The organism is Candidatus Zixiibacteriota bacterium (assembly GCA_035380245.1).
Taxonomy (GTDB): Bacteria; Zixibacteria; MSB-5A5; order GN15; family FEB-12; genus DAOSXA01.
The window spans coordinates 162,993-186,965 of the sequence record DAOSXA010000002.1 but is presented as its reverse complement, the minus strand read 5'-3'; the positions used below and the strand labels follow the sequence as shown (position 1 = coordinate 186,965).

General features: G+C 50.1%; 24 protein-coding genes. 10 read left to right on the top strand and 14 right to left on the bottom strand.

The window, feature by feature from the left end; translation table 11 throughout:
- Positions 1-85: 85 nt before the first annotated feature.
- From PLF13_05960 to PLF13_05950, 3 genes are read right to left on the bottom strand one after another with little or no spacing between them, the layout of a single operon-like run.
- A complete protein-coding gene (locus PLF13_05960) occupies positions 86-913 on the bottom strand; it encodes a carbohydrate ABC transporter permease (protein ID HOP06821.1) in 828 nt (275 codons plus the stop codon).
- Entirely contained in the window at positions 907-1,776 is an 870-nt protein-coding gene (locus PLF13_05955) for a sugar ABC transporter permease (GenBank protein ID HOP06820.1), read from the bottom strand. Before PLF13_05955 ends, PLF13_05960 begins: the two co-directional genes overlap by 7 nt.
- Entirely contained in the window at positions 1,773-2,987 is a 1,215-nt protein-coding gene (locus PLF13_05950) for an extracellular solute-binding protein (GenBank protein HOP06819.1), read from the bottom strand. The genes PLF13_05955 and PLF13_05950 overlap by 4 nt, the downstream gene beginning before the upstream one ends.
- A gap of 120 nt (positions 2,988-3,107) precedes the next feature.
- Here PLF13_05950 and PLF13_05945 point away from each other — a divergent pair, with 120 nt between their 5' ends.
- The 10 genes from PLF13_05945 (at position 3,108) to PLF13_05900 (ending at position 12,414) form a co-directional block, all read left to right on the top strand.
- Entirely contained in the window at positions 3,108-3,935 is an 828-nt protein-coding gene (locus PLF13_05945; protein HOP06818.1) for a hypothetical protein, read from the top strand.
- Positions 3,935-4,555 carry a hypothetical protein gene (locus PLF13_05940; protein ID HOP06817.1) on the top strand — a complete coding sequence of 207 codons (621 nt, stop codon included), beginning with the start codon at positions 3,935-3,937 and terminating at the stop codon, positions 4,553-4,555. The genes PLF13_05945 and PLF13_05940 overlap by 1 nt, the downstream gene beginning before the upstream one ends.
- Positions 4,555-5,364: a hypothetical protein gene (locus PLF13_05935; GenBank protein HOP06816.1), complete on the top strand. Its 810-nt coding sequence runs from the start codon at positions 4,555-4,557 to the stop codon at positions 5,362-5,364. The genes PLF13_05940 and PLF13_05935 overlap by 1 nt, the downstream gene beginning before the upstream one ends.
- Positions 5,364-5,978 carry a hypothetical protein gene (locus PLF13_05930; GenBank protein ID HOP06815.1) on the top strand — a complete coding sequence of 205 codons (615 nt, stop codon included), beginning with the start codon at positions 5,364-5,366 and terminating at the stop codon, positions 5,976-5,978. Before PLF13_05935 ends, PLF13_05930 begins: the two co-directional genes overlap by 1 nt.
- A gap of 99 nt (positions 5,979-6,077) precedes the next feature.
- Positions 6,078-6,851, top strand: coding sequence for a DUF72 domain-containing protein (locus PLF13_05925; GenBank protein ID HOP06814.1), 774 nt, complete (start codon positions 6,078-6,080; stop codon positions 6,849-6,851).
- A gap of 50 nt (positions 6,852-6,901) precedes the next feature.
- The gene (locus PLF13_05920; protein HOP06813.1) at positions 6,902-7,840 is read left to right on the top strand and encodes an ATP-binding cassette domain-containing protein; all 939 of its coding nucleotides are present in this window, start codon (positions 6,902-6,904) and stop codon (positions 7,838-7,840) included.
- The gene (locus PLF13_05915) at positions 7,833-9,143 is read left to right on the top strand and encodes an ABC transporter permease (GenBank protein HOP06812.1); all 1,311 of its coding nucleotides are present in this window, start codon (positions 7,833-7,835) and stop codon (positions 9,141-9,143) included. Before PLF13_05920 ends, PLF13_05915 begins: the two co-directional genes overlap by 8 nt.
- A gap of 25 nt (positions 9,144-9,168) precedes the next feature.
- A complete protein-coding gene (locus PLF13_05910) occupies positions 9,169-10,080 on the top strand; it encodes a serine hydrolase (protein HOP06811.1) in 912 nt (303 codons plus the stop codon).
- A 43-nt stretch (positions 10,081-10,123) separates the two neighbouring features.
- Positions 10,124-11,425 (top strand): nucleotide sugar dehydrogenase, encoded by a 1,302-nt coding sequence (locus tag PLF13_05905; GenBank protein ID HOP06810.1) that lies wholly within the window; start codon positions 10,124-10,126, stop codon positions 11,423-11,425.
- A gap of 2 nt (positions 11,426-11,427) precedes the next feature.
- Positions 11,428-12,414, top strand: a complete 987-nt coding sequence (locus PLF13_05900) for an NAD(P)-dependent oxidoreductase (GenBank protein HOP06809.1) — start codon at positions 11,428-11,430, stop codon at positions 12,412-12,414.
- 91 nt (positions 12,415-12,505) lie between these two features.
- On the opposite strand, the gene PLF13_05895 is transcribed toward PLF13_05900, so the two are convergent.
- From PLF13_05895 to PLF13_05845, 11 genes are all read right to left on the bottom strand, one after another.
- A complete protein-coding gene (locus PLF13_05895) occupies positions 12,506-13,204 on the bottom strand; it encodes a glycosyltransferase family 2 protein (protein ID HOP06808.1) in 699 nt (232 codons plus the stop codon).
- Positions 13,205-13,280: 76 nt separating this feature from the next.
- Positions 13,281-15,770 carry a leucine--tRNA ligase gene (gene leuS / locus PLF13_05890; GenBank protein ID HOP06807.1) on the bottom strand — a complete coding sequence of 830 codons (2,490 nt, stop codon included), beginning with the start codon at positions 15,768-15,770 and terminating at the stop codon, positions 13,281-13,283.
- A gap of 92 nt (positions 15,771-15,862) precedes the next feature.
- Entirely contained in the window at positions 15,863-16,672 is an 810-nt protein-coding gene (locus PLF13_05885) for a polysaccharide deacetylase family protein (protein ID HOP06806.1), read from the bottom strand.
- On the bottom strand, positions 16,662-17,948 hold the full coding sequence (locus PLF13_05880; protein ID HOP06805.1) for a pitrilysin family protein: 1,287 nt from the start codon (positions 17,946-17,948) through the stop codon (positions 16,662-16,664). The genes PLF13_05885 and PLF13_05880 overlap by 11 nt, the downstream gene beginning before the upstream one ends.
- 3 nt (positions 17,949-17,951) lie before the next feature.
- Positions 17,952-20,144, bottom strand: coding sequence for a polyribonucleotide nucleotidyltransferase (locus tag PLF13_05875; protein HOP06804.1), 2,193 nt, complete (start codon positions 20,142-20,144; stop codon positions 17,952-17,954).
- A 22-nt stretch (positions 20,145-20,166) separates the two neighbouring features.
- Complete coding sequence (rpsO, locus tag PLF13_05870; GenBank protein ID HOP06803.1) at positions 20,167-20,436, bottom strand: 30S ribosomal protein S15; 270 nt, start codon at positions 20,434-20,436, stop codon at positions 20,167-20,169.
- A complete protein-coding gene (locus tag PLF13_05865) occupies positions 20,426-21,379 on the bottom strand; it encodes a bifunctional riboflavin kinase/FAD synthetase (GenBank protein ID HOP06802.1) in 954 nt (317 codons plus the stop codon). Before PLF13_05865 ends, rpsO begins: the two co-directional genes overlap by 11 nt.
- Positions 21,376-22,335 carry a tRNA pseudouridine(55) synthase TruB gene (gene truB, locus PLF13_05860; GenBank protein ID HOP06801.1) on the bottom strand — a complete coding sequence of 320 codons (960 nt, stop codon included), beginning with the start codon at positions 22,333-22,335 and terminating at the stop codon, positions 21,376-21,378. The genes PLF13_05865 and truB overlap by 4 nt, the downstream gene beginning before the upstream one ends.
- Positions 22,316-23,326 carry a bifunctional oligoribonuclease/PAP phosphatase NrnA gene (locus PLF13_05855; GenBank protein ID HOP06800.1) on the bottom strand — a complete coding sequence of 337 codons (1,011 nt, stop codon included), beginning with the start codon at positions 23,324-23,326 and terminating at the stop codon, positions 22,316-22,318. Before PLF13_05855 ends, truB begins: the two co-directional genes overlap by 20 nt.
- Positions 23,323-23,688 (bottom strand): 30S ribosome-binding factor RbfA, encoded by a 366-nt coding sequence (gene rbfA, locus PLF13_05850; GenBank protein HOP06799.1) that lies wholly within the window; start codon positions 23,686-23,688, stop codon positions 23,323-23,325. The genes PLF13_05855 and rbfA overlap by 4 nt, the downstream gene beginning before the upstream one ends.
- Positions 23,688-23,969, bottom strand: a complete 282-nt coding sequence (locus tag PLF13_05845) for a DUF503 domain-containing protein (protein ID HOP06798.1) — start codon at positions 23,967-23,969, stop codon at positions 23,688-23,690. The genes rbfA and PLF13_05845 overlap by 1 nt, the downstream gene beginning before the upstream one ends.
- Positions 23,970-23,973: the final 4 nt, after the last annotated feature.

The window sequence follows — 23,973 nt, the reverse complement described above, 5'->3', positions numbered from 1 at the left end:
AAATCTCGGGTCAAAACCTAATGATTTGACCTGCAAATGCAAGGAAAAAATGGACTTACGATATTTTCACTTGACATCGAGCAACTTATTGTTTGATCGCTCCGGCTGTAATCCCGCTAACAATCTGCCTTTGCAGGATCATGAAAAGAATCAGAACCGGAATTACCGCAATTGCCGAACCGGCCATTAAATGCGGCCAGTCGATCGCCTGGTGACCCTGGAGCATGGCCAGAGCTACCGGTAGTGTGCGAAGTGATTCGCTCGAGGTGAGAATGAAAGGAAACAGGAAAGAGTTCCAGTTGGTAAAAAACACTTGTATCGCCAGCACGGCCAGAGCCGGTTTACAAACCGGCATAACCACGGTGAACAGGATACGCCAGTCACCGGCGCCGTCGATACGGGCGGCTTCCTCCATTGAAGTCGGGATCGACTCCACGTACTGCTTGATCAGAAAAATGCCAATGGGATTGACCAGGAAGGGGAGAATCAAAGCCCAATAGCTGTCATAGAGCTTGAGCTTAAGCATCAGGATGTACATCGGGATGATCGTAATATGCACCGGGATCATCAGCACAACCAGCACCGAAATGAACAGTAAACGGTTGGCGAGAGATCGGTATCGCGCCAGGGCATAGCCCGCCATAAAACTGAATAGCAGATTGCCCAGGGTTACCGCCAGCCCGACGAAGACTGAGTTGAAAAGGTAACGCCCCATACGGTCGGCCGTGAACAGGTCCAGGAAATTACTGAACGTAAATCCGCCGATCAGAGTGGAAAATAGTCCGGTCTCGGTTCCGACCGGTGCGAAAGCAACCCGAAACATCCATATCAAAGGAAAGGCCATGGTTGCAAGGATGATGGACAACAAGGTATAATGAACTGTCTTTTTCAGTCCCCCGGCGCGCTCTACCATAACGGTTGCCTCCGGCGCATCAGGATGAACTGTATCAGTGAGAATACTCCGATAATGATAAACAGAACATAAGCCGCTGCGGAGGCATAGCCGAACTTGAACTGGGTTTGAAGTCCCTCATCATAGAGGAAATAGACAACTGTGGCAGTATCGAATTTCCCTTTGGTCATGACAAATATCTCAACGAATACCTGGAAGCTCTTGATGGAGTTAATAACCAGGATAAAGAGTGCTGTCGGACGCAGGAGCGGCAAAGTGATCGAGAAAAATTGACGAATTCGCCCCGCACCGGAAATAGCTGCGGCTTCATACAGCTCGGTTGGGATGGCTTTCAATCCGGCCAGGAAAATCAACATGTAATAACCGACCGACATCCAGATATCCATACCCATAATCGAATACAGGGCGGTGTCGCGGTCGAACAGGAAGCCGTGTTCCGGCGGTGTTAATCCGATCATGGTTGCCAGCGTAGCAATGTAACCACCGCGCTGATAGAGATTGGTGAAGATGAGAGCAATCACGACCATTGAGGTGATCGAAGGGAGGAAATAACCAGCCCGAAAAAGACCGCGTCCGGTAAAGCGCTTATTGACCAACAATGCCAAAACCAGGGCGATTACGGTTGTTACCGGAATGGTGCCGAAAACGAATACAAATGTATTCCCCAGGGCCGATAAAAAGTCGGCATCATGAAAAAGCTGTATGTAATTATCGAAGCCTACCCAGTGATATCCACGTCCAAGCAGGCGATAATCGGTAAATCCGACTATGAATGAGTAGACAAGAGGAAAAACCCAGAAAGCCAACAGGGTGGCCGACCAGGGGAAAGTCAGAAGCGCCGCTGTCGACCTGGGTTTCTTCATTCCTTGAGTAACTTATCGATTTTCTTGCGCGCCACGAAAAGTGCCTCCGCCGGTCCCGTTCCCTCGAAAAGACAGGCCTCAACGGCATCCTCAATATACTCCTCCATATAAACCCATTCCGGGTGAACTGGAGGATGTACGGCGCGAGCGATTTGTGAAACGAAAGCCTTCAGGTGCGGGTTATTTTGAAAATAGTCATCCTGCTGGGCGGTGCGACTCGAAGGATTGGCCGAGCGATTGGCCTTGCAGAATTTAATCTGATTTTCCGGTGATGTTATAAAGCGGATGAACTTGCCGGCAGCTGCCTTGTGCTCTGAAGCGGTATTGATGGCCAGAAATTCACCGCCCATAAATGATTTGCCAAGAAAGGTCGGTCCGGGTATCAATGTCGATACTAGATCAATATCTCGTTTTTCGTTCTCGATCCGTTTCAAAAGCCAATCACCTGAGATTATGAAACCGATCTTTCCGTTAAGAAAGGCGTCTTCGATCCCCCGCTGATTGGAAACGAAACCACAGGAGTCGTGCAGCCCTTTATAGACCTCAAGCGCAGCGATACCTTCCTGGGAAGCCAGCACGCAACGGGTATCATCGTCGGTAAGGACCTGAGCGCCGTTCGACCAGAAAAACGGCATGAACTTCTTATAAAGGCGATGTTTTTCGGCGCTGTTCGAACCCCATCCATAGATATCCTTGCCAAGACTGTCAACTTTCATAGCTGCAATGTACAGCTCCTGTTCGGTTATGGGGATGTAATCCGGTTCGAAGCCGGCTCTGTTCAATAAAGTGCGATTGGCAAAAAGAATGCGTGTGCCAAGAATCCAGGGACGGGCATAGACATCACCCTTGTAGGTTGCCATACCCCAGCCCTGGTATTCGGATGAATCCTCGGCGATATCATCCGACAGGACGGCCAGGTGCCCCGACTCCGCGAATTGCGCAATCCAGTCCGATCCCAACTCCAGGACATCCGGGCCGGTTCCGGAAGAGAGGGCGATGACGATCTTCTCATGACCGTTAGCCCAGGTAAGATCGGTAACTTCTACCTTTATGTCGGGATTCTGCTGTTCGAATTCAGCTACCATTTCATTGATGGTAGGGCGAATAGCAGCATCGGTCCAGAACTGCCACCATTTGATAGTGGTTTCCGCATGGATAGTTGCGGTAATGAGTGTCAACAGGGCGGCGATAAAAATCAACTTGCGCATCATATTCTTAGTCTCCTTCGTTCATTATCCAATCCAGCTAGATATAGAGCGAGCAATCGTTGCGGTCAACGATAAAATGTTTTTGTTGAGTTGGTTCACGGCATCTCGGATCGTTTATCTATAATGAATCCAATGCTCACTGTCATTCTGGCCACATCCGACACGGCCTGGTTTGATTCGGCTCGTTTACCTACTCTCATCACGGCGGCCATAGCCATAGCCATTGTCCTTTTTACAACCTACAACCGCCGTAGTCGCGAGCGCTTCAAACTTCGTCGTATTCCCGGGCTGGAAGCGGTCGAAGAAGCTGTAGGACGAGCCACCGAAATGGCTCGCCCACTGCTATATACACCGGGCTGGGGCGGTGACATCCAGCGCCCAACGACCATTGCCTCGATGAATATACTGGCCAGTGTGGCCGAGAAAACCGCCCAGTACGATTGCCGTCTGGTTTACCCGACCCATGATCCCGTCATAATGACCGTCGCTCAGGAGGTCGTACGCGAGGCTTATGCCCGCAGCGGGTATGCCGATCGTTATCGTGCCGAGGATATCAGTTATGTAACTTCATCCCAGTTTGGCTATGCCGCCGCCGTAGACGGACTCATCAGTCGCTACAAACCCGCCTCAATCTTCTTGCTCGGTACGTTCGAGGCCGAATCGCTGATTCTGGCCGAGACCGGTAATTCGGTCGGAGCGATTCAGATCGCCGGGACCGACTCTACCATTCAGCTTTCCTTTTTTATCGTTGCTTGTGATTACACCCTGATCGGTGAGGAGCTGTTCGCAGCGTCGGGATATCTGTCAAAGGACCCCTCGATTCTGGCCTCAGTGCGAGCTCAGGATATAATCAAGTTAATCATCATAGCATTTTTACTGGTTGCCGCCGTTTGGGCGACAATAGCAGCGCTGAGCGGATCTCTCCCCGATAATCCGTGGTGGATATTCTGATGGATCGCAAAATCGCCCTCGCAGTTTGTTTCGGTTTCGGGCTGGTGATGTTCGCGCAGTATTTTTCGGACACACTCCTGGCACACTCATTGCGGCAGGGAATAGCAGAATACTGGCAAATCGTTTTTGCCTTTGCCCTTCTGGTGGGAATCGCGGGATATGTTCAAAACAATCTCAAAAAAGTGACTCGCGGAGAAGAACGCTCGTATCGAACCGTTGGTCTTCTTGGCTTTTTGGCGATGCCGGTATTGGCTATTTTCTGGGGTATCAGGGCCGATTCACCGTTCATGTGGATGTTCGAGAACGTTCAGACACCGATGCAATCGACCGTGTTTGCTCTTTTAGCGTTTTTTGTCGCTTCCGCCTCTTATCGTGGTTTCAGAGCCCGCTCGGCCTCAGCCACGTTGTTGTTGATAGCCGCTCTTATCATGCTTCTTAGCCGCAGCGCCGTGGGGGGATGGATCAGTTCGTGGTTGCCTGATGTCGCCGATTGGATCCGGAATAACGCCGCAATGTCCGCCCGACGAGCGATTTTGATCGGCATCGGGCTGGGATCGCTAACAACAGCCTTGCGAGTTATCCTCGGCATTGAACGCACATGGCTGGGTGGAGCGAAGTGATGTCGATCCAGTCCCGCCATTTGATCTTCCTCGGCCTTTTTTTACTCATCGGGATCGTTATGGTATCGGGATTGCGGGTGAAAACGGAAGTTTCTCCCGAAACCCGGCGTATGTTCGATTATATCGATTCATTGCCCGAAGGCTCGGTGTTGATCGTTTCGTTTGACCATGAAGCCTCATCATTGCCGGAAATCCGCCCTATCGGTGAAGCCCTTCTGCGACACGCGTTCTCGCGTGGCCACAAGCTTATCGGTGTCGCTCTGATGGCCGAGGGGACACTTATCGGTTATCGCATGCTTGAGCGCATCGGAGAAGAATACGATCGTGAATACGGTCGTGATTATGTTTTCCTCGGTTTCAAGCCACAGTACATAGCGGCGATTCTCTCCATGGCCGAATCGATTGAGGCTACCTACCCGCAAGATTATCGCGGCCAGGACGTTAAGACAATTCCAATGATGGCCGGAATACACAGCTATGACGACATCGCGGCGGTGCTTTCGATTGCCGATGGCTCTTTCACGACGCACTGGATCGAATATGGTCGTATTAGACATGATCTGACCATTATCGCCGGGGTGACGGCCGCCATGGTGACTACCTACGATCCCTATCTTGCCAGCGATCAATTGCATGCGATGATCGGAGGTCTTCGCGGAGCCGCTGAATATGAGAAGTTGATTGGCCATCCCGGCGGCGGCGGGCGCGGTATGCCGGCCCAGACTGCGGCTCACCTTTACGTCATTTTGATGATCATTATCGGCAATGTGGTCTGGTGGCGCTCACGCCGGAAGGGGGGAGAGTCCTGATGGATGCAGGCACTTTTATTGCCGGACTGCTGACATTGGCGATCCTATCGTTCTTGTATCGTGATAATCCGGTTTACAAGATGGCCGAGACATTGTTGATAGGGGTCTCGATCGGTTACACGCTTGTGATTGTCTGGTCTAATACTCTTGTCGATATTCTTTTTGCGCCGCTGTTTGGCGATGGGAGACTCTCTTTAATCGTTCCGTTGATCCTGGGATTGCTGATGTTCTCCCGGTTCGTGCCAAAACTGCGAGGACTGTCGCGAATACCTATTGCGGTGATGATCGGTTCCGGAGCAGGTATCGCCATTCCGACCATGCTGGAACAACGGACACTCACACAGATGTCGGCCACGGTCGCGCCGTTACTCGGTGAAGGCGGCATGCCTGACATGGCGGCTATCATCGTGCTGGCCGGTGTTATATGTACGCTTTGCTATTTCTATTTCAGTCGGGAACACACCGGGGTTTTCGGCGCTGCCGCAAAGGCCGGCACCTGGTTTTTGATGTTGTTCTTCGGAACGACTTTCGGCTATACGGTCATGTCGCGTATGTCGACCTTCATCGGTCGTATGGAATTCCTTCTGTCCGATTTTTTGCACCTGACCCGCTGAAACGAGTTTCTTCTCAGAGCATTTTCCCGGTGCAACCTGTTGAATATCCCCTCCGTACAGGAGTATGACTATCGAGAAACACAGAGGTGATAATCAAAGATGAATGCAGATGTTCGTGTCGGGACATCCGGCTACAGCTTCAACGACTGGAAAGGACCGTTTTACCCTGAGAAGCTCGACAAGGGGAAAATGCTCGATCATTACGTCAAGTTCTTCCGTACGGTCGAGATCAACTCGACCTATTATCGCATTCCCCATCCGGCTGTAATGGCGAATATGGTCAAGAAAGCCCCGGAAGGATTCGATTTCATGATCAAGGTGCCGCAGTCCTTTACTCATCGCCGCTCCGATCTGGAGGCGGATGTGGCGGCATATCGCGAGGCACTGAAGCCGTTTGAAGAGTCCGGCAAGCTGGCCGGTACTTTAGCCCAGTTTCCCTATTCGTTCAAATTCTCTCAGAACAATCTTGATTATCTCGCTGTGATCAACGAAACACTAAAACCCAACCGGCTGTTCGTGGAGTTTCGGCATAACGGCTGGGTCAACCGCCCCATGTACGATTTCCTGTGCCGTCATGAAATCGGTTATGTCTGTGTCGATGAACCGGCTCTTCCGGGTTTGCTTAATCCCGACGCTTTTGCCACCACCGATACCGGCTATGTTCGCATGCACGGCCGCAATGCCGAGAAGTGGTGGAACAGCGGAGCTTTGCGTTACGATTATGCCTACAGCAAGGAAGAGCTCGAGGAATGGCGACAGAAAATCATGAAGCTGAAGACAAAAACTAAGACGGTTTATATGTTCTTTAACAACTGTCACCATGGCCATGCGGCCCGCGATGCTTTTGCCTTCGTTCAGATGCTTAACGGATGAAATGGGTTTTTATTTGACTGCAAGCGAAAGGACGGTTAATAACTGTGTCCATGTCGTATCTTGTACTTGAGAATATCAATAAGTCGTTTGGCGCTAAAGTTGCCGTCAGGAATCTTTCGCTGGAAGTTCCACGCGGATCTATTTATGGCGTTATCGGTCCCAATGGAGCCGGTAAAACAACGACTATTCGCATGATAATGAATATCACGGTACCGGACTCGGGACGGGTGTTGATCGAGGGCCGTGAGCGACCGGCTGATTTTAAGAACATTGTCGGTTATCTGCCCGAGGAACGCGGTCTCTATAAAAAAATGACCGTACTTGAAATCATCACCTACATGGCGGCGTTAAAAGGCTTCCCCGAGACACGCAGCCGTAAGGAAGCCGTTCCCTGGCTCGAGCGCATGAACCTGCTCGAATACAAAGATCACAAGGTGGAAGAACTCTCCAAAGGAATGCAGCAGAAGCTCCAGTTCATTACCACCATACTGCACGATCCCGAATTGATCATTCTGGATGAGCTCTTTTCGGGGCTTGACCCGCTCAACATAGAATTAATCAAATCGGTGATTCTCGATCTGAAGGCACGCGGCAAGACGATCCTTTTTTCGACTCATGTGATGGAACAGGCCGAGAAACTCTGTGATCATGTCTGTATGATCAACCGAGGCTCGAAAGTCCTCGACGGACGCATGAGCGAAGTTAAAGCCGCGCACGGTACGAATACGATCGAACTCGTCGTTGACGGCGACGCGAGTTTTGTCAACCAGCTACCGGGGGTGTCACGCCTGGTGACTTATCCCAATTATCTGGAGTTACAACTGGCCGACGGCGCCGACAGCAACGCCATCCTTCAGGCGGTGGCTTCCAAAGTTTCCGTGCGACGGTTTTCCATTGAGGAGCCCTCTCTCTATAATATCTTCATCGAGGTGGCTGGTGTCGATCCCGATCAACTGGCTTCCGGAACGGGAGGAGGCGCCCATGCGTAAATTCTGGATAGTGTTGAAGCGCGAATACGCCCAGGTGGTGAAAAAGAAATCGTTCATCGTCGGTCTCCTTCTAACCCCGGCTCTCATGGCTACCATTGTAGTTCTCCCGACTTTCCTGGCTCGGATGAAATCCTCCGAAACTGAAAATATGGCGGTGATTGACCAGTCTCGATATGAGGTAGGGGAGAGGTTCGTTGAATCGCTAAAAGAGTATCGCCTCGAAGATACCACCAAACCTTATTACAACGTCCAGGAACTGTATAAAATCGATCCGGCAGATACTACCCGTTTCAAGCAAGCTGAAGACTCCATGCGTACCCTTGTCTCCGAGAAGAAACTCAAGTACGTGCTGGTGCTTCTTCCTGAGCCGCAGTTGTCAGACAGTAATTTGTTTTTAATCACCAATTCGGATAATTTCACATCACTCAATCGCTTCGAGGGAAAACTGTCCGGTATTCTTTCTTCGATTCGACTGGAACATTCCGATATCAATCTGAGCGTCGATTCAGTGCTGGAACTGACTCACAACGTAAATCTCGTCACACAGGATACGAAAGGTGAATCGATTCCGTTCACCACGAAGTATTTCAGTGCCTTAGTGTTCGTCGGCATTATGTTCAGCATGATCCTTGGTTACGGGCAATTGGTTATGCGTTCCGTAATCGAGGAAAAGAACTCACGTATCATGGAGGTACTGATCAGTTCGGTCAGTCCTTTCCAGCTCATGTGCGGGAAAATAGTCGGTTTGGGGGCGGCGACGTTTACGCAAGTGGCGATCTGGTGCGTGTTGGGAATGGGATTGTTTTCGATAAAAGGTGCGCTGGACGTGGATCCGGCGGTCGCACGTATGATGTTCGATCCGGTCATCGTTATATTCTTCGTGCTTTTCCTTATTTTCGGATATTTACTGTTTTCGACTTTGTTCGCTTTGATCGGTTCGGTGGTAACCTCGGAGAAGGAAGCACAATCTTTCGTTGCCCCGATCAGCATTACGATGATTCTGCCTTTCATATTGGGAATTTCAGTGGTACAGGACCCGCATTCAACCATGGCCACAGTGCTCTCCTTCATACCACTGACGGCACCCACGATGACAATGATGCGAGTAGCCTTTGTTGCCCCAACCCTGACCGAGATATCACTCTTTTCCGGGATAGTCGGCGAAGCTACGTTGTCGTTAATTGTCGTCATCGTTTCCGTGCTCGGTATGATCTGGATAACGAGCAAGATATTCCGAATCGGCATTTTGATGTACGGCAAACGGCCAACGCTGCCGGAGATTATTAAGTGGATTAAATACTGAGCTGGGGCCGGTCGATTAAACAACTATGGGCATTAGACAACACATTTTCGGTATCGGGGCTTACCTCCTGGCATTGTTGATTCTGTCCACCGGTACCTTACAGTTTTTCGAACCACATACGACAATCGACACCCAGGCTGCCGTCAATCAGCATTTTCATTTCGATTATGATCACGTTCGTGAAAAGGGACCTTACTTAAATCTGAAGGCTGCGGTGCTGGTTAACTACGATAACGGCGAGGTGCTATATTCCAAACACGGGGATGATGTCCGTCCGATTGCTTCGATATCGAAGTTGATATCAGCCATGGTAATTCTCGACGCCGGTATCGATCTCGATCATAATACGGAGACAATTACCAAAGCCGACGCCTATCGTTCATCTAAATCACGTCTAACAGTAGGGTCGCAGATGACTCTTCGTGATTTACTTCATGCTATGCTGCTTTGTTCCGATAACCGCGCAGCACGAGCGCTGGCTCGGGCGACGGCCGGTTCTATCGATGCTTTCGCCGCTCTCATGAATAAAAAAGCTGCCGAGCTTGGTTTGTCCCACAGCCGTTTTTATGAGCCTTCGGGGCTGGATCAACGTAACGTTTCGACGGCAATAGAAGTAGCCAAGATGCTCCATTATGCCTTTGAATATCCTACCATTGCCAAGATCACCTCGAAAAAGCGCTATGAAGCGACTTACCTTAACAGAAAACGATACAACAAGCTGCCCATGGGTAATACCAATCTCCTGATCTGGTCACCCTACAAAGTGATGGCCGGTAAAACCGGTTATATCCAGGCCTCGGATTATTGTCTGGGGACAATCGTGCGCAATAAAACCGGACAGAGACTGACGGCGGTGGTCCTCGGCGTGCCGGGCGACAAACTCCGATTCAAAGAAGCTCGCAAGTTGCTGAACTGGGGTTTCAAGGAAACGACCTAAAACTGCTTGGCTATCCTCGTCGTCCTCGTTATAATTCTCCGATATGACAACTGAGAAATCAATCCTCGTAGTCGGTGCCGGTTTTGTCGGCCTGGCCACTGCGACCTTCATGGCAAACAAAGGCTGCTCGGTTGTAGTGGCCGAAAAGAATCCAATACTGGTCGAATCCCTCAACGGCGGTAAACTTCATTTTCATGAACCACGACTCGATCGGGAATTTCGGAAGCTGATTAAGACCGACCGACTGACTGTTGATGAACCACATCCGGACGATTTTGCAAGCGCCGGTACAATCGTTATCGCTATCGATTCAGCCGATCAGAAAACCTGGAAAATGAAACTGTCGGCATTCGAACGCATGGCCGGTTGGATTGGCAGTACGCAAAGAAAGCGAAAAGGCTCCGTTATCCTGAAATCGACCAACGTGCTTGGTTTTGCAGAGATGTTTGCCGGATTAGTAGCCAGGACTCCTGCCGCGGATTTGGTCGAGGTAACCGTTGCACCGGAGTTTTTACGCGAAGGTTTCGCCTACGAAGACACAGCCTCTCCCTGGCGTGTGGTTATTGGTACTCCACAGGGGCATCATGGTAGTGCGGTCGAGAAACTCTTGAAATCACTATATCCGAAACGAACACCGTTTGTCGTTACCGACCTTAGAAGTGCGGAGCTTGTCAAGCTGGGATCAAATTTATACCTGTCTCACCGTCTGGCATTTATCAACGAACTGGCTGAGTATGCTCGTGTCGAGAGTCTCGATATGGAGGCTGTCCGAGAGGGGATAGGTCGAGATCCACGGATCGGTCTCGAATACTTCACTCCGGGCCTGGGATTTGGCGGTTCATGTCTGCCCAAAGACTGCCATTTGATCAATTCCTCGGAACTTGAGCCTTCATTCGATTTTCAGACGGCCTATACGGCGCTGCTGATCAACGATCAGATACTGGAAGGAATAATAGAAAGGCTTAAGAAAAAACTCGGCAGTTTGAAGGGCAAACGAATCGCGATACTCGGAGTGGCTTTTAAACCGGAGACCGATGATACTCGTGGTTCACAAGCTGTCAAATTGGCTCAGATGCTGAGAAAACGTGGTGCTAAACCGACGCTGTACGATCCTTATCTGAAAAAAGCCAAACGTCTTCCGGATGCCGGTCTGGATCTTTGTAAGGATATTTCAGAAGCCCTCAAAGGGAGCCGGGCTGTGGTTGTCGGGTGCGCTCATGCCGGATTCAAGAAGATCAAACCGACTGATCTGGTACGCATGACAGGTCGTAAACCGGTAATTATCGATTACTTCGGTATTTTCAATCGAAAGAATTTTGAAAAACAAGGAATGGAGTTTCTATAGACATGGCAGCGGTAAAAATGAGAATTCTGCTTACGGGATCTTCGGGGACGGTGGGTACGGCCCTTACTCAGGAGTTAACCAGGCGTGGTTACAATGTAACTCCCGTAGATATCAGACCATCTCTATGGGACAAAAAAATAGACCGAGCGACTGTTCGTTGCGACCTCCGCAAACCAATCAAGGATAATCGCCTGATGCGTCGGCCTTTTGACCTGATTATTCACCTGGCGGCAAACGCACGTGTTCATGATCTGGTGGTAAAGCCCAACCTCGCTTTGGACAACTATCTAATGGTCCATAATCTGTTGGAATTCGCTCGTAAACGAGATATAAGCCGATTTCTGTTTTCATCCTCTCGCGAAGTATACGGCGAATCAAAACCGGGGGAGAAGCGACGGGAGGAATCCACGCATGTATCCCGAATTAAAGCACCGTACACAGCTTCGAAATTCGCAGCAGAAGCACTTATTCACGCTTACCATGTTTGCTATGGTATCCGGCCGGTAATTGTCAGGCTTTCCAATGTATACGGACGCTACGATGTCTCTGAGCGGGTTATCCCGTTATTCTTGTATTATGCGCTTCGAGATCGAGACATAACAGTCTTTGGACGTGAGAAGAAACTAGATTTCACTTATATCGATGACTGCACAGCCGGTTTATCGGCTATTGTTGAACGATTCGACCGGGTCGCCGGTGAGACTCTCAACCTGTCGACCGGCAAGGGGGAGAGGCTTTTGGATCTGGCCGAAATGATTGTCGAGAACCTTGGAGCAAAATCAAAAATCTCTTCAATCGACAAGCGTGTCGGTGAAATCTCGACGTTTATTGGAGACATCAGCAAAGCACAAAAACTTTTGGGATATAAACCAAAAGTTTGCTTAAAAGAGGGACTTAAGCTCTGTACGGATTGGTATGTGAAGGCGATGAAGGAACGTCGAGTTTACGAAAGCCAGCGTCGGAATCTCGCCCGCCGCGGCTGGGCTTAAAGTAATACTTCAATAAGATTAACGATCAGCTTCATTATAGATCGTTAATTATAAGAGAGACATTCCGATACAAGTCTGATACAGGCTTGAATTACTTTGAGAACAGGTTGTATTTAACAATACAATAGACAGCCTTGACACCGTCGCGCCAACCGATCTTCTTACCCTCGGAATAAGTTCTGCCGTAATAAGTAATACCGACCTCAAAAATACGAACGTTACGACGAGCGATTTTAGCCGTTATTTCAGGTTCGAATCCAAATCGGTTTTCCTGAATGTCAATTGATTGAATCAAATCCCGACGAAAGACCTTATAGCAAGTCTCCATGTCGGTCAAATTGATATTGGTAAACATGTTAGAGAGGAGGGTGAGGAAGCGGTTGCCAACATAATGCCAAAAATAAACAACGCGGTGTGGTCCGCCGCCCTGGAAGCGCGATCCATAGACTACATCAGCCTGATCTGATAAGATAGGTTCAATAAGCATCGGGTACTGACGCGGATCGTATTCCAGGTCAGCATCCTGTATGAGCACGATATCTCCTGTAGCATGCTGAAAACCGGTTTTGAGAGCGTAACCCTTGCCGTAGTTTTGATCCTGATAAATGACTTTATCGACAATAGCTTCGATTTTGTCTTTGATCAAGTCACGGGTGCCGTCAGTCGAAAAGTCATCAACGAGGATTATCTCTTTTGATTCGACTGGAGCATTACGCACAGCAGCTACGAGCTTTTCGAGAGTAGAGAGCTCGTTATAGACCGGAACTATGATAGAAAGCTTAGCTGCCATCAGATAAACGTCTCATAAGATATATTATGTTAACATATGCTTGAATCTATCATATTAGCATCACATAAATAGTCGTTCAATTGGCCACTATATTAAGGATACGTCCTTTGACATATATCTTTTTACGGATATTCTTGCCTTCAATATGTGCTGATACTCTCTCACTGGCAAATGCAGCCTTTTCGACTGTTTCCTGATCAGAATCGGCCGCAATCTTGACTGTATCCCGTAATCTGCCGTTGACCTGAACGGCTATTTCAATCATATCACCAATCAGCGCATTCTGGTCAGCAAGCGGCCAACAGGATTTGAACACGCTGCCGGATTGATCACAGCGTTCCCACAGCTCTTCAGCTATATGCGGCGCCAGCGGAGCCACCATCTGGATAGTTTTCAGGATAATATAGTCGTTTAGTTGATCGTCTTTGATCTTTTTACTGTCAAAATCCCGAGTCAATTCCATGAGCGCGGCAATTACCGTATTGAATTGCAATTTGTCGAGATCTTCAGAACACCGGACAACCGTTTGATTCAACTTGGTATAAATAGCTCGTTCGTACTCAGAGAGAATCTCCGTCTTAAAGTAACGCTCTAAGTCTACGCCCGAACCTCTGTAATCTTCGTACAATGGGTACAGTCGATTAAAGAAGAACTTCTCAATCCCGGTAATCGTGTTATTTGTCCAGAGCACCTCTTTTTCACAGGGAGCGGTGAAATACATGGCCAGTCGGGTGACATCGACTCCGTGTTCCTCCATCAGAGGCATGGGCGAAACAACATTTCCCAGTGACTTGGACATAACTGCGCCATTGGCGTCCATTACCATTCCCAGACAGAACATCCTTTCGGCAGGTTCATTACTCTTAATCCAGCCCAGATCACGCAGGAATTTGTGGAAAAAGCGGAAATAGATCAGGTGTCCGGTGGCGTGAGTTATGCCGCCAACATACAGGTCAATGGGCAGATAGCGGTCCGCTTTGTCTTTGTCGAACGGAACGGAATCATTATGGGGATCCAGATAACGGAGGTAATACCAGGACGAGCAGACGTAAGTATCCATGGTATCGGGATCCCGGCGGGCTGCTCCCCCGCATTTCGGGCAGGTTACTTCCATGTATCCGGGTACATCTTCCAGGGGTGAGCGGCCCTTTGGGATAAAATTATCGGTATCCGGCAGGACAACGGGTAAATCTTCGTCCGGAACGGCTACTTCACCACATTTGGGGCAATGTATGATCGGAATGGGCGCCCCCCAATAACGCTGGCGCGATATCAACCAATCCTTGAGCTTGTAATTGACCTGGCTCCGTCCGAATCCCCCGGCCTCAGCGTAATCCGTGACTGCTTTTTTAGCTTCAACTCCTGAAAACCCATTAAACCGGTCAGAGTTCACCATCGGGCCATAATATGTAAAGGCATCCTCCATTGAATCGGGATCCAGAGAGGTGTTTTCATCGGGATGAATTACAACTCTAATCGGGATGTCGTATTTCTTGGCAAAGGCGAAGTCACGGGTATCATGAGCCGGGACAGCCATCACCGCTCCGGTGCCGTATCCAGCCAGAACATAGTCCGCAACCCAAAGCTGAACTTTCTCGCCGTTGTATGGATTGATGGCGAATTTACCGGTGAAAACACCATCCTTTTCGGCGGTGGCGTCGGTTCGGTCTATTTCCGAACGCAGCAGCGCTTCTCTTTGGTATTGTGCTACCTTTTCAGCGTATTCGCCTTCGAGGTGGAGACGTTTCAACAACTCCGCTTCCGGTGCAATAGCCATGAAAGTGACACCGTAGATAGTGTCCGGCCGCGTGGTAAACACCGGTAGTTTTTCACCGGTTTCTTCGATCGTGAAGTCTATTTCAGTACCGTAGGAACGACCGATCCACTCACGTTGCATTGCCTTCAGGTTGTCGGGCCAGTTGGGGAGTTTATCCAGGTCATCGACCAGTTGATCGGCGTAGTCAGTGATCTTAAAATACCATTGGACCTGTTCTTTTTTCTCGACCGGAGTACCGCAACGTTCACAGACACCATTGACGACTTGTTCGTTGGCCAGAACGGTTTTATCTTCCGGACACCAGTTGACATAACCGCGCTTGCGATATGCCAGCCCCTTCTTAAAGAGCTGGATAAACATCCACTGGGTCCATTTGTAGTAATCCGGGAGGCACGAAGTCACCTCGCGCGACCAGTCGAACGATATTCCGACTCGTTTCAGGGTATTGCGCGAAACGCCGATATTGCCAAGTGTCCAGTCTCTTGGGTGAATCTGCCGCTTAATGGCAGCCCGCTCTGCCGGCAGTCCAAAAGCATCCCAACCGAACGGATGCAGGACATCCTTACCGAGCATCATCTGTTTGCGTGCCACGGCATCGCCAATAATGTAGTTGCGGAAATGTCCCATGTGGAGATCGCCCGAAGGATAGGCGAACATTACCAGCATGTAGAATTTATGTTTCGGGTCAGCGAGATCCGGGGCAGCGTAGAGCTTCTGATCCTCCCATTTTTGCTGCCATTTACTTTCGATCTCTTTGAAATCGTACCGGGGACGCTGGTTGCCGTTCATAATTCACACTCCGCTATTACAGTTATCGGAGGCCATTTTAGCAAAAAGGATTATTATTGGCAAGGTCTAAAACAGCTCTCGCAACAACTCCTCTACAGGTGAAAAGATCGGAACCGCTGGAGTAAAACTGTACCGCCGGAGAGACGATTAGTGAAAGCGGCTATTACTCTCTCGATTCGGTGCCCGAAACCTGAGCCGAGCTTGCGTTGAACTGAAGCCGGGTTATCGAAGCTGTAAACGGCCATTCGGCCCAAAGCGAGAGGTCGGTCGTCAAAGGCAGGGTATCTCATTGTATAACCGTGAGTATAGCCTGCTTCAGCAACCAGTTTCAGGAGAGTATCATCGATTCGACCAAACGGATAACTGATGGAATCAACGGTTTTCCCCAGTATTTCCTCTAAAATGGTACGGGATTGCCGCAGTTCATCGGCAACAACATCCACTGGTAAATTTCTGAAGCAGCGGTGAGTATGTCCATGGCTTCCGAACTCAACTCCAGCATCGGCCAGTCGGCTAATTTCATCTCGATTCAGATGGCGACTCGGGGCCAGTCGGTAAGAATAATCCCAGCGATTAGTTCGGCCAATGAACGCAGTTGGCATAAAGACCGTCGGTTTGAGACCGAATCGGTCGATCAAAGGCGGCAGTTCGTCAGCCAGTTCGGCCATACCGTCATCGAACGTTATCGCCAGATGCCTCTCCCCTGCCGGTTTAGACGATATTTCATCCGACAGCGGGATAAAAACGAAGCCTGCCGACTCGAGTTGAGTAAGCAGGCTTATAATGCGTTCCGGCCGGTAATTGGTCGCCGACCAGGTGAAGTTATGGCTTACACGGTGAAAAGTCAGAATCATCGGAGCGAAAGGCACGATTGTCAATGCCTCTGTCCGTTCATTCTTCAAGGACAGCCTCCACTGTCTTCCGATTAGCCGGGCCAAGTATCGTAACCGTGCGCCCCTCGGGATTAAAGAGGGCTCGGGCTATCATTTGCAGGTCATCGGTCGTTACTCGATCGATATCACGAATAGTCCGGGTCAATGAGATATATTCACCCTGCATCAGTTCGAAACGAGCCATACGGTTCATCTTAGCGATCGTGGATTCGAGCGCCAGCATTACCTGACCCTTTATCTGTTCCTTGATGCGGCGCAGGATGTCTTCAGAGACTTTTCTATTACACAGTTTCAGCAGTTGCTTTTGTACTACGGAGAGAGCCTCCGGAAGACGCTGCTTGTCGGTAGCGAAATAACAACCAAAAACCCCAGCGTCACAGTAACTGTCATGGTAAGTGTAGATCGTATATGCAAGACCGCGTTCTTCCCGGATTTGCTGGAACAGGATCGATGACATGCCGCCACCCAACAGAGTTGACAAGACCATCGCCGCGGTACGACGTTTGTCGGTCCAGGCTAAACCCGGGTAACCGATCACGGCATGTACCTGGTTGTTGTCGTTAGGAATGAGCAGGAGTTTTTGCGTATCCATACGAGCCGCGGGCAACATTCCTTCAGATAATCCTTCCGGAAATTCGAATTTATCACGAGCCAGTTTGACTACACGATCGTGAGAAAGCGCACCGGCCGCGGCAATGACAATCGAACCGGCGCGGTAATGCCGGCTGAGGTAGTTAAAAATACTGTTGCGAGGCATTCCCGAAACGCTTTTCTCCGTTCCGAGAATGGGTCGTCCCAGTTGATGTTTACCCCAAAATGCAATATTGAACAGGTCATAAATATGATCCGAAGGATTCTCTTCGGTTTCTTTAATCTCTTCGAGAATTACCTGTTTCTCACGTTTGAGATTAGTGGGCGTCAGCGTCGAGCGGCTGGTCATGTCGGCCAGAACGTCCATCGCCCTGTCGATATATGCGGCTGGGAATCTGGCCGTATAACAAGTTTGTTCTCTTGATGTAAAGGCATTCAGATTGCCGCCGATCGATTCGAGTGAATCGGCAATATCTTTCGCTGAACGGGTTTTGGTCCCTTTGAAGAGCATATGCTCGATCAGATGAGACATGCCGCCTTCAGAATCATCCTCGTAACGCGAGCCGACATTGATCCATACCCCCATGGAAACGGAACGGACCGAGGGTACTTTCTCGGTTATTACCCTCAGTCCGTTTTTCAATGTCGTCTTGCGATACAACCCATGCGAGGCATTGGTTGTGGTTCGCATCATGGTCTAACGCGGTCTCCTTGGTTGACGCCGACGATCATCCCGGCCACGGTCACGGTCACGGTCGCGACCGTTGTCGCGATCACCGCTACTATGTCCGCTGTTTCCCTCATCCTGTCCGTCGTTCGGAATGAGGACTTTGTGGGACAGCCTGATTTTACCGTCGTTATCGATATTGATCACCTTGACCTTGATTCGGTCACCAACATTGAGAACATCCTCTACCCGATTGATTCGGTTATGGGCGATCTCAGAAATATGCAGGAGTCCGTCGGTCCCGGGAATAATTTCGACAAAAGCGCCAAAATTGGTTATGCGACGCACGATACCGTCATAGACCTTATCAAGCTCGGCTTCTTCGGTCAGGGCCTCGATCCGTTCGAGCGCCCGACGACCGGCTTCACCATCCACCGAGGCGATACGAACAGTACCATCGTCCTCGATGTCGATCTTGGCACCGGTTTCTTCGCAGATGCCGCGAATGACCTTACCACCGGGGCCAATCACCTCACCGATCTTCTCCGGGTTGATCTTGATGGTGATAATTCTGGGGGCGTATTCCGAGAGTTGATCGCGGTGTTTCGGCAGGGTGGCATTCATCACTTCCATGATGGACAAACGAGCCGTGCGAGCTTTCTGAAGCGCCTGGCGCATTGTCTCGAGGTCGATACCGGCAATCTTGATGTCCATCTGAATAGCAGTAATACCTTCAGAGGTGCCAGTTACCTTGAAATCCATATCGCCGAAATGATCCTCGTCGCCGAGAATATCGGTCAGAATAACGACCTTTTCATCAGTCTTAATCAAACCCATCGCAATACCGGCCACCGGCGCCTTGATGGGAACTCCGGCATCCATAAGCGCGAGAGAACCGCCACAGACAGAGGCCATCGACGATGAGCCGTTGGATTCCATGATGTCGGAAACGACACGAACCGTGTACGGGAAGCTGTCTTCCGCGGGAATAACCGGGAAAAGAGCCCGCTCGGCCAGAGCACCGTGACCGATTTCACGTCGGCTGGTGCCGCGGATCGGCTTGGTCTCACCGGTCGAGAAAGGCGGGAAATTGTAATGCAGCATGTAACTCTTGGTTGACTCACCATCGAGTTCATCCATGCGCTGTTCGTCCATCTTCGTACCAAGCGTGACCGAAGCCAGCGACTGGGTTTGACCGCGAGTGAATACCGCCGACCCGTGAGCGCGCGGCAGGAAACCGACTTCGCAGGACAACTGCCTGATATCATCAGGTCCGCGACCGTCGATACGCTTATCGGTATTGATGATCATACTGCGCATGGCCGCAGCATCGAGGTCGTGCAGCACCATCTTGATATCACCGATATTATCCGGGTAAGTCTCTTCGAGTGCCTCTACGATCTCTTTTCCCAACGCTTTCTTCGCTGTGTTGCGCTCTTCCTTATCGACAATGCGATTGAATTCCGAGTACTTCTCGCCTGCCATCTCAGCGACTCGCTTCGATAGCTCTTCGTCGATCCGAACCGGTTCATACGCCATCTTGGGTTTGCCGCACATTTGCCGCAGTTCTTCAATTTTCCCAAGGATGATCTTGATATGATCGTGGCCAAATTGCAGCGCCTCGATCACATCTTCTTCAGAGACTTCACGACCGCCACCCTCGACCATCGCTATCGCGTCATTGGAACCGGCTACGACGATGTATACATCACAATCGTCGATAGTGTCCATGGTTGGATTGATAATCCATTCACCGTCGAGACGTCCAACACGAACTCCGGCCACGGCTTCACTGACGGGTATATCGGAAATGGCCAGGGCCGCACCGGTACCGGTCAACGCCATGACATCGGTGTCGTTCAACTGATCGTGAGACAGAATGAAGTTGATCACCTGGGTTTCCCCCCGGAAGTCATCCGGGAAGAGCGGGCGGATCGGTCGGTCGATAATACGGGCCGAGAGAATTTCTTTTTCGGAAGGGCGACCTTCGCGTTTGAAAAATCCTCCCGGGATTTTACCGGCGGCGTATGCTTTCTCTCGATATTCCACCGTCAGTGGGAAAAAATCAAATCCCAGCTTCGGTTCCGACTGGGCACAGACGGTGGAAAGAACCATCGAATCACCGTAACGCACGGTGACGGCACCGTTTGACTGCTTAGCCAAGCGACCAGTTTCGATGGTCATTGTACGACCGCCTAATTCAAACTCTACTTTGTGTGGCATCTATACTTCCTGTTTTGAGCACTTATCGACGCAGGCCAAGGTTGGCGACCATCTGACGATAGCTGTTGATATCCTTCTGCTTAAGATAGTCGAGCAGTCTTCTCCGTTTGCCTACCAGTTTGAGCAGACCCAGTCTGGTATGGTAGTCTTTCTTGTGCACCTTCATGTGCTCGGTAAGGTGATTGATACGATCGGTCAACAAACCGATCTGAACCTCGGGGGACCCAGTGTCGGTATCGTGCAGCTTGTGCTCATCGATAATCTGGGTCTTGTTGGTCCGTTTAACTGACATTTCTCATCTCCTGTTGTATTATTCTTAACACTTCTTTCTTATCAAATTCTATCTGTGCCACCAGCGCCTCGGGTGAATCGAACCGGCGGTTCTTCCGGAGAAAATGCGTGGGGCAAACCGCAATATCGTGAAAATAGATGTCGGCGTCAAAGTCAAACAGATTGGCCTCGACGGTAACTTTACTTCCGGGATTGAAATGATTCCTGCCGATAAACATCATCCCATCAAGGCGTTTGCCGTCAATAAGAACCTTACAGGCATACACCCCTTCGGCAGGTAATTGTTTACGTTCACCATATTTAATGTTGGCGGTGGGATATCCGATTTTACGCCCTAGCCCTATCCCCTTTTCAACCGTACCGTAAATGGCATAGGGATGCCCCAGGTATCGCAGGGCATCGGCGAAATCACCCTCAGCCAGCGTCCGTCGGATGAGAGAAGAAGATATTCTTGTCTCACCGTCAAGCACCGGTCCGACCACCTCGACTTCGAATCCCATCACCTTACCCAGACGATTCAACTCGACAATCGTCCCGCTACGATTTTTGCCGAAAGCGTGATCGTATCCAACCACAAGCTTATGCATTCCAAGTCTTTTAAGTAATATCTCCTTAACAAACTGCTCAGCTTCCATCGACTTGAGAGCATCGTCAAAATCGAGGACCAAAACAGTACCCCGGAAAAAGTCCGGCAACCAGCGTTTTTTCTCCTGAAGAGTAGTGAGAAGGCGGGGGGCGCTGTCGGGTGTCACAACAACCCTGGGGTGAGGGTGAAAGGTAACGAGGATCGTATCGAATTCACCGTTCTTACTGTTGTGGAGCACTCGCCTTAAAATCTCCTGATGGCCTAGGTGGATCCCGTCAAAAGTCCCGACGGTTACGACTGCGGAGCGATCACCTGATCGTTTGAATTGATCGAGCCCATGGATGAATTCGATACTCAATTCAGCACCCTCACATAACTGACGAGCTTCCCGTTTGGCTCAAACCGAGGGCTATCCTGGCAAAACGACTGCTGAATCTTAACTACTGCCAGGGCCTGACTGTTGGCGCCGACGAGTAAAGCGACATCTCCGGGTGCAAGCGGTCGCTCGCAGGAGATAATATCAGCAACGGTTAAATCGCGTCCCGTCGTGATAAAACGGGCGAATTCAGGTGTTACCGTGATTGCCGGAAAATCAAGAGCATCTCTCGGGGACAGCAGTTTCTGACTTAACTGTCCATGAGCCAAAGTTGTTGCGAGGGAATCACGAGAAAGCGCTCGATCCAGATCAAAGCGGCCGACACGGGTACGTCGCAAACGTGAAAGAAACGCACCACAACCAATCGTTTCTCCGATATCATGAGCGAGAGATCGGATATAAGTACCGGCAGAACATGTTACGGTGATGGTCAGGAGCGGCTCAGTCCAGTCAATTAGCTGCAATTCTTTTATTGTGATTCGACGTGTCGGGACATCGACTTCCTTGCCTGCGCGTGCCTGTTTATACAGTCGTTCGCCTTCAACATGTACGGCTGAAAAGGCGGGGACGGTCTGGTTGATCTCACCGCGGAAACCATCCATAATTTCATTCATGGCGAATCTGTCAAGCTCGGGAATCTCATTGGCCGGGAGCATAAAATCCACTCCCTCTCGGTCATAGGTGCTCGAACGTCGTCCCAGGGTAATTTCCGCCTCATACACCTTGTCATGATTAGTCAGAAACCGTGAGATTTTAGTAGCTGATCCGAGACACATAAGCAAGAGGCCTTCCGCCTGAGGATCAAGCGTTCCGGTGTGGCCAACACTGCGCTGAGCAATCATCCGGCGTACCTCCTGCACCGCATCATGACTGGTAATCCCCAGCGGTTTATGGTAAAGAAGAACTCCATGATATTTATCATTTGTCTTCCTGACCACGATCAGCCTCTCTTAAGAAGTCAACAACTTGCTTCTTAGCTTCATCGATGGGTAACTCAATCGTACATCCGGCGGCAAGTTGATGTCCGCCGCCACCAAACCGGCTCGCGATTTCGGCTACATCTATCCCGTCTCGGGAACGAAACGAAGCCTTGGTTGTGCTGGTATCGATTTCCTTGAAAAGCACACCGGCTCTGACACCGCGCCCGTAAAGTGTGTAATCGACCAGACCTTCAGCTTCAGACTCATGTGCTTCCGTTTCCTTAAGCATTTCACGAGTCATGGTAAGCAGGCAGTATCGACCGTCATCAAGATATTCAATTTCATTGAGCACTTTACCGGTCAAGCGAACGGTCGATATCGGCATTTCGAAATAAACCTTGTTGGATATCCGCTCAGGATTGGCTCCGGCTGCGATCAACACCGAGACTACTCTCATTGTTTCGGCTGACGTCGACGGGAAACGAAAACGGCCGGTGTCGGTCATAACGGCGGCATAGAGTTGCTCGGCCGATTCTGTCGGGATAGTGTAATTTTTGTATTCAAAAAACTGAGTGATCATTTCCCCGACAGAACTGGAGTCGGCTTTAACCCAGTTGATGTCGCCGTACAGGATGTTGTCGCGATGGTGATCGATATTCACGACCTTTTGAGCATTTTTCAGGAAACGGGCGGCATCACCCATTCGATCCTGTAACGGACATTCCAAAGATAAAACGGTATCGAAAGAAGCTCTCGGATTCATTTCACTGAAAAGCGGCAGATCTTCCGTTCCCTTCAGAAAGCGATATTTATCCGGAATGACCCCATGACGACCGGCAGTTACGTCCTTGCCCAGATCGAGAAGATAGCGCCGACAAGCCAGGAGTGTGCCGATGGCGTCACCGTCGGGATCGATATGCGACACGACTAGTACTCGCTGAGACTGCTCCAGTGCGTCCGCGATTGTCTGCAGGATATCAGTGGTGAAGGCCGAACCGGTAAGAGTCATTCTTCACGTTCCTGTTTTTCGCGGTTGATCTGATTAAGCAGCTCCTCAATGCGAATCCCCTCTTCGATCGAAGGATCGAATCTGAAGAGTAATTCCGGACTGTGCCGGATGTGCATTTCACGACCTACCAGATATCTGATATGTTTTCGCTCACGTTCGAGGAATAGCCCAACCGATTCACGATCTTCGGCACTGCCGAGAAATGAATAATAAACCGTGGCGTTTCGGAGATCTTTGGAAAGCTTCACTCGCGTAAAAGTCACCATGCCGGGTATACTACCTTCATATTCGGACTCAATAATACGCGAGATGGTTTTCCGCAGTTCTTCGCTGACTCGATCTGAGCGGTTGTATTGACGCATCAGAATGACTCCACCTGAACATCAATTACCATTAGCTCAGGATTGGCCGTAACCCGGTCTATCACCTTAGCCATGACCTGTTGACCGAATTGGCCAGAATTACTTATCACCGCGGCACCGATCAAAGCATGACGAGGATGATCGTTCAGGTCAACCTCGGCCATCGATATGTTAAAGTCATTACGCATACGTGTCATCATAGACTTAAGAACCCGTCGTTTGTCCTTTAGGGATTGAGCCCCGGGAAGGTCCAGACGAAGCGTCAAAACAACCGTAACCACTGTA